The 6,948-nt window shown below is 44.1% G+C and carries 4 protein-coding genes; all 4 read left to right on the forward strand.

The features are described from left to right. Positions 1-512: 512 nt before the first annotated feature. The 4 genes from ACFFAP_RS28960 to ACFFAP_RS28975 all read left to right on the forward strand — a co-directional run bounded on the left by ACFFAP_RS28960 (position 513) and on the right by ACFFAP_RS28975 (position 6,806). Complete coding sequence (locus tag ACFFAP_RS28960) at positions 513-2,819, forward strand: PAS domain S-box protein (RefSeq protein WP_375514466.1); 2,307 nt, start codon at positions 513-515, stop codon at positions 2,817-2,819. Continuing rightward, a complete protein-coding gene (locus tag ACFFAP_RS28965) occupies positions 2,816-3,292 on the forward strand; it encodes a response regulator (RefSeq protein ID WP_375514467.1) in 477 nt (158 codons plus the stop codon). The genes ACFFAP_RS28960 and ACFFAP_RS28965 overlap by 4 nt, the downstream gene beginning before the upstream one ends. Further along, on the forward strand, positions 3,292-5,256 hold the full coding sequence (locus ACFFAP_RS28970; protein ID WP_375514468.1) for a response regulator: 1,965 nt from the start codon (positions 3,292-3,294) through the stop codon (positions 5,254-5,256). Before ACFFAP_RS28965 ends, ACFFAP_RS28970 begins: the two co-directional genes overlap by 1 nt. 308 nt (positions 5,257-5,564) lie before the next feature. After that, a complete protein-coding gene (locus tag ACFFAP_RS28975; RefSeq protein ID WP_375514469.1) occupies positions 5,565-6,806 on the forward strand; it encodes a pentapeptide repeat-containing protein in 1,242 nt (413 codons plus the stop codon). Positions 6,807-6,948: the final 142 nt, after the last annotated feature.

A 6,948-nucleotide genomic window follows, 5' to 3' on the forward strand; every position in this document is an offset into this window, starting at 1 on the left:
GAGCCTTTTAACTCCAACGTTGAGCCTTTTAACTCCAACGTTGAGCCTTTTAACTACAACGTTGAGCCTTTTAACTCCAACGTTGAGCCTTTTAACTCCAACGTTGAGCCTTTGAACCTCAAACGTGAGCTTTTTTAAAATAGAGATTAGCTGGAGTGAAAGCACAACCCAGCTTACTGGTATAACCTGAGAAATATTCCCTCAGCAGGAGATAAACAATAAGACACCTGTCCTATCCTAGTCATTGCTATAGGGATAGAAAAAGGAGATGTCTGTCAAAAAGCGGTTGGAGATTTTAAATTTAATTCAAGAGCTTCGGTAGCAACTGAATTTTTCTCAGAAATAGGTTGCTGCTAAATTAAAAGTTTGATTCAAAACAGTCAATCGTTGAAAAAATAGACATACAGTGCTTTCACGGATAGCGCTAAAACGAATAAAAGAAATGTTACGGCAGATGCGTGAACCCGACAAAAGGCTGCTAATCAAGTATTTTCCAGAAGCAGAGTAGGGTTATGGCTCATAAAGTGGGGGCATCGGAACCTAAAAAAATTTTTGCTGGCAGTAGAGAGCAATTACTGCACTATGCTGTTGCTTTGCTATCCGTTGCCTTAGCACTGGGGGCAACTCTGCTGCTCAACCCATATCTGACGCCAACGCCTGCGGCGCTGTTTTTTGCTGCGGTGATGGTGAGTGCCTGGTACGGTGGCTTGGGGCCGGGGTTACTTGCTACCGTTTTGTCTACTTTGGCAATCAACTACTTCTTTTTTAAGCCGTTCGATCCGCATAACATTACAAATCTAAGTAGATTAATACCTCTGGTTGTGTTCATACTGGCAGCAGGGTTAATCAGTTCGCTTAACGAATCACGCCGCACAGCCCAACAGAAAGCTGAGGCAAGTCTGAAGTCACTACGCGAAAGCGAGGCAAGGTTTGGTCGCTTAACAGAGTCCAATATTATTGGGGTAATTGTGGCTGATCTGAACGGCTTAATCATTGAAGCCAATGATGCCTTTCTACAAATGCTCAATTATACACGCGAGGATTTGCGCTCTGGTAGAATTCGCTGGGGCGAGATTACTCCACCCGAATACATTGAGGTGAGTGAGCGAGCAATTGAAGAACTTAGGATTGCTGGGAGTTGTAAGCCCTTTGAGCAAGAATACATCGGCAAAGATGGCTCTCAAGTTCCCGTCTTAATTGGCTTTGTCAAGCAGGGAGATAGGACAATGATTGGTTTTGTTCTTAATTTGAGCGAACAGCAAGCGGCGCTGCGCGATCGCAATCAGGCAGAAGCAGCGTTGCGTGAAAGTGAAGCCCGCTTTCGCCAGATGGCAGACACCACTCCCATAATGGTGTGGATGTCCGGCACTGACACACTTTGTAACTACTTTAATAAATTCTGGCTAGATTTTACCGGACGGACTCTGGAGCAAGAGATGGGCAATGGGTGGGCTGAAGGTGTACATCCTGATGATTTTCAGCGTTGCTTAGATACATACATCAATGCCTTTGATGCCCGAGAAAAATTTACAATGGAATATCGCCTCAGACGCTTTGATGGCGAACACTGCTGGCTTTTGGATACTGGTGTGCCTCGGTTTGCAACAACAGGGGAGTTTCTCGGCTATATCGGCTCCTGTGTTGATATCCATGATCGCAATCTGGCAGAAGAAGCGCTACGTGACAGCGAGGAGCGATACCGAATTTTAACAGAAGTGTCGCCGCAGGCTATTTGGATGGGCGATCGCAATGATGGTATTACCTATTGCAATCAATACTGGTTTGACTACAGTGGACTGACAATGGAGCAGACTGCTGGGTATGGCTGGATTCATCTCATTCACCCCGATGACCGTGATCGCGTCTTGAAAACTTCAATGCAGACTGTTGCTAATGCTACAAACTACGAAACAGAAATTCGCTTTCGTCGAGTTTCTGATGGTAGCTATCGTTGGCATCTTGTGCGCGGTTTGCCCTTTCGAGATGCAGCCGGACAGATTATCAAGTGGGTGGGCATCGCCAGCGACATTCACGATCGCAAAGTTGCCGAAGCCGCCCAGCAACAACTCAACGAAATGTTAGAGCAACGGATTCAAGAGCGCACAGCCCAACTCGAAGCCGCCAACAAGGAACTCGAATCTTTCTCCTATTCAGTCTCTCACGACTTGCGATCGCCGCTTCGCCACATCGCCGGATTTATAGAATTGCTTCAGAAACGGCATAGCTCAACAAGTACATTAGATGAAGTAAGTCAGCGTTATTTAAAAATAATTGCAGAAACTAGCAAACAGGCAGGAATACTAATAGATGAGTTGCTCACATTTTCTCGTATGGGGCGCACCGAGATGCGCTACATCAACATCAATATGGAGCAACTAGTGGAAGAAATAAAACGTGATTTGCAAATCCAAACCCGAAAAGGCACAATCAATTGGCACATAGAGTCACTGCCAGAAGTGCAAGGCGATCCTTCCATGCTACGGCTTGTCCTTCGCAACCTCATAGACAATGCCGTAAAATATTCCCAGACTCGAAACCCAGCAGAAATTACTGTTGGCAGTACTGACAATGAAAACGAAGTTGTCTTTTTTGTACAAGATAACGGCGTAGGCTTTAATATGCAATATGTACACAAGCTATTCGGAGTATTTCAACGCCTGCATAGCGACCCAAAATTTGAAGGCACTGGTGTTGGATTGGCAAACGTGCAACGCATTATTCATCGGCATAATGGTCGAGTCTGGGCAGAGGCTATAGTTGACAATGGAGCCACCTTCTATTTCTCACTACCTAACTTGTCGAAGAAGGAGGGCGAATGAAAGAACTCAAGCGAATTCTGCTGATTGAAGACAGTGCCAACGATGCAGAATTAATATTGGCCGCCTTATCAGAAAATCATCTCGCCAACGAAGTAGTGGTACTGCGTGATGGAGAGGAAGCACTAGATTATCTCTATCGCCGGGGGCTGTTCCGGTTGCGGATGGAAGGGCATCCGGTTGTGGTGCTGCTCGATTTAAAACTACCTAAAATCGATGGATTAGAAGTGCTGGCAGAACTAAAATCTGACCCAATAATGCGAGTGATTCCAGTCGTAGTGCTAACTTCTTCCCGTGAGGAGCCAGACTTAGTTCGATGCTACGAGTTAGGTGTTAATGCCTATGTCGTCAAGCCTCTTGATTACCATGAGTTTGCCAATGCTATCAAGGGTGTGGGACTGTTTTGGGCAGTCATTAATCAGCCCCCTGTTGGCGCTCTACCTCCAGCACCTCATCGTCAACAGGAGAGGAACTGATGAATGTGCTTCGTTTCCTGCTTTTGGAAGACAGTCTGTTAGATGCAGAGCTTACCGAAGCGATGTTAACCGAGGGGGAAATTAATTGCGAACTGGTAAGAGTCGAGACTGGCGCTGATTTCCTAGCTGCTTTGGAAGCAGAGACTTTCGACCTAATTCTTGCCGATTATGCCCTGCCATCTTTTGATGGAATTTCTGCTTTAGAAATTGCCCGAAATCGCACTCCTGAGGTTCCTTTTATCTTTGTTTCTGCCGCGCTGGGTGAAGAATTAGCGATCGAAGCCTTGAAGAATGGTGCAACCGATTATGTGTTGAAGCAACGATTAGGGCGGTTAGTTCCCTCAGTGCAACGGGCATTGCGGGGAGCTAAGGAGCGCCGGGAGCGCCAGCAAGCAGAAGAGTCTTTACTCAAGAGTGAAGCCAAGTATCGCAGAATTGTTGATACCTCTTATGAGGGAATCTGGATGATTGACTCTGAATCACGAACAGAGTTTGTGAATCAGCGCCTCTGTGAGATGTTGGGCTATCCGGCGAAAGAAATGCTCGGTCGTTCTATGTTTGATTTTATCGATCAGATAGATGGGGTAGCAGCCCAAGAGAAAGTGGAGTGCCTGAAGCGAGAAGAGAGTGATATTAAAGAAGCTCGATTGCGCTGCAAAAATGGTTCGTACATTTGGACACTGATTTCTGCTAGAGCTATTTTGAATGAACAAAATGAGTTCTTAGGCGCGATCGCTATGCTAACTGATATCAGCGATCGCAAGCGCACCGAATCAGAACGCGATCGCCTTTTGCAACTTGAGCAAACAGCCCGGGCGGAAGCAGAGGCTGCTAACCGGATCAAAGATGAGTTTTTGGCGGTACTTTCCCATGAATTGCGATCGCCCCTGAATCCAATTCTCGGTTGGGCAAAACTGTTGCAGAGCCGTAAATTTGATGAGACAGCGCTCAAAAAAGCATTGGAAACCATTGAACGTAATGCCAAATTACAAGCTCAATTAATTGAAGACTTGCTGGATGTTTCTCGCATCCTTCAAGGCAAACTAAATCTCAATATGATTCCAGTCAATCTGGCATCCACCATTGAAGCCGCAATGGACACAGTGCGTTTGGCAGCAGAGGCAAAAACCATTCAGATTCAGACGATGCTTGATCCGAAGGGGAAAGTTTTGGGTGATTCAACCCGCTTACAGCAAGTCTTCTGGAACATTTTATCGAATGCCGTCAAATTTACAGCGACTGGGGGAAAAGTAAATGTGCAATTGGAGTGCATCGACGCTCAAGTGCAGATTACCGTGAGCGATACAGGTAAGGGCATTCACCCTGACTTCGTACCTCATGTATTTGACTATTTCCGTCAGGCTGACAGTACAACAACTAGAAAGTTTGGTGGGCTAGGGTTAGGTTTAGCGATCGCTCGTCACTTAGTCGAAATGCATGGTGGAACAGTTTGGGCGGAAAGTCTTGGCGAGGACAAAGGAGCTATCTTCACAGTTAGGTTACCCCTACTCAAGGAAGGTGCAACAATCAAGGATGACACGAATCCTGATTCCTCAACAGCCGTTCCTGTTTCCTCTCCTCTCATGGGTTTACAAGTCCTGATTGTAGATGACAATGCTGATACCCGCGACTTTTTCAGCTTTGTGCTGGAACAGTTTGGAGCGAGCGTCACCACAGCAGCATCAGGAGATGAAGCATTACTTGCGCTAACACAGTCAAAGCCAGATATCTTACTCAGCGATATTGGGATGCCCGAGATGAACGGCTATATGCTGATGCAACAGGTGCGGACTCTAGAAGCAGAAATAGGGGAAAAACAGATTCCAGCGATCGCTCTGACTGCTTATGCAGGCGAAATCAATCAGCAGCAAGCACTAAAAGCAGGATTTCAACAGTACATCGTTAAACCTGTAGCACCAGAGGAATTGCTTACGGCGATTTCTAATTTAGTCCCATCTACTTAGGTGTTTGTGATCAACCTGAGTAATTAGATGAACCTCGTTAATGTTACAAATTTTAAACTATACTTCACAGGTAATACAAGCCTTTCAATTGCGTGGAATAGCTTCGCTTCATGGACAACCATGTTATGTCTCTACCGCTAACCACCGCAGTTCAGAGGATGTTTGAAAAATAAGTTATCAAAGATTTTATAGATGATTTCTATGGAATAAATTTAAGAATTTGTCAAGTAGTTACGTGTTTGTACTGTATCATAACCTTACAGATCCTCTTAAAATCAACCTAAATTTACTTCCGTAAGGAGTCAGATATGAAGACTTATAACATATCTCTCATAAAGACGAATGGACTCACGACTTTCTTGGTATTTCTCTCAATTATATTTATTTTCACATTAACTCTAATTTTTTCATTCTTTGAAAACATTGAAGGATTTTCAAATCAAGAAAAAATAGAATATATTAATCAAGCATTAATAACTATTGCTATAATTATTGGAGGATTAGCATTAATTATTAATGCTTACTATACTTACAGGCTTTCTTTTGGTGAAAATCAGAGTGTGTTAATCAAACTCCTTGCTAGGACACTAGCTTGGGACAACAACATTGTAACTGGCATTAAGAACACCCAAGAAACTTTAGAAGAAATTGTTCCAGAACGTTTTTCTAAAGCGATTGAACAGTTGGGAAATGAAAAGATTGAAACGCGGTTTGCCGCAATTTATGCTTTAGAGCGAATTGCCAAAGATTCTCACAAAGACCATTGGACAATTATGGAAATTCTCGCTGCGTTTATCCGCGAGAATGCCCCAGTAAATCAGAAATATGAGGACGAGTCACAGAACTTATCAAAACTTCCTACAGATATTCAAACGGCTTTGACTGTCATTGGACGACGTGATTCACATAAAGATCCGGTAAATCAGAAACTAGATTTACGCAATACAGACCTCAGTAATGCAGACTTAACCGAAGCTAACCTGTCTAGGGCAATCCTCGTAGGAGCTAACTTGCAATGGGTCAATTTTACACGAGCAAATCTCTCAGAGGCAGACTTATCAATAACCTATCTTTGCGGATCAATCTTCTATGAAGCCAGCCTGCAAAAAGCAATCCTCCCAGAAGCCAATCTCCAAGGCGTAGTCCTCAGAAAAGCGAACCTCTCAAAGGCAGTCCTTTACGATGCCAACTTGGAAGGGGCAATCCTTTGTGATGCCAAATTACAAGGAGCAATCCTTTGTGGTACCAACTTAGAAGGAGCAATCCTTTGTGATGCCAACTTGGAAGGAGCAAACCTTGAGGATAGCAACCTTCAAGATGCCAACCTGATTGGTAGTAACTTGCAAAACGCAAAACTTGCTGGAGCCAACTTAGAAGCTGTGTTACTCAGTACAGCTAACCTGCAAGATGCTAACTTCCAAGAAGCTAACCTCTCTAGAGCAAACTTGAGCGGATGTGAAAACCTGGAATTACAGCAGATTGAACAGGCAATTGGCGATCGCACAACAATCCTACCGGAAAACTTTAAAATACCCAAAAGCTGGAAGTAACAAAAAGCTAAAGTTTCAGTCAATTCAGCCTCTTGTGATAACCCGCTTGCGTGGGTTTTTTTGTATAGACACCGTTTATAATCACCCTTTTAAGTAAGTCGGTGAGAATAATTCAAACTATATTAACTAATGTAAAAAATAT

It is taken from the genome of uncultured Nostoc sp., assembly GCF_964245575.1.
In the GTDB taxonomy this organism is placed as follows: Bacteria; Cyanobacteriota; Cyanobacteriia; order Cyanobacteriales; family Nostocaceae; genus Nostoc.

Bases quoted from the DNA above. Each gene is read 5' to 3' on its own strand.
- ACFFAP_RS28975 (WP_375514469.1), top strand. From the start codon at position 5,565: ATGAAGACTTATAACATATCTCTCATAAAGACGAATGGACTCACGACT.
- ACFFAP_RS28970 (WP_375514468.1), top strand. From the start codon at position 3,292: ATGAATGTGCTTCGTTTCCTGCTTTTGGAAGACAGTCTGTTAGATGCA.
- ACFFAP_RS28965 (WP_375514467.1), top strand. From the start codon at position 2,816: ATGAAAGAACTCAAGCGAATTCTGCTGATTGAAGACAGTGCCAACGAT.
- ACFFAP_RS28960 (WP_375514466.1), top strand. From the start codon at position 513: ATGGCTCATAAAGTGGGGGCATCGGAACCTAAAAAAATTTTTGCTGGC.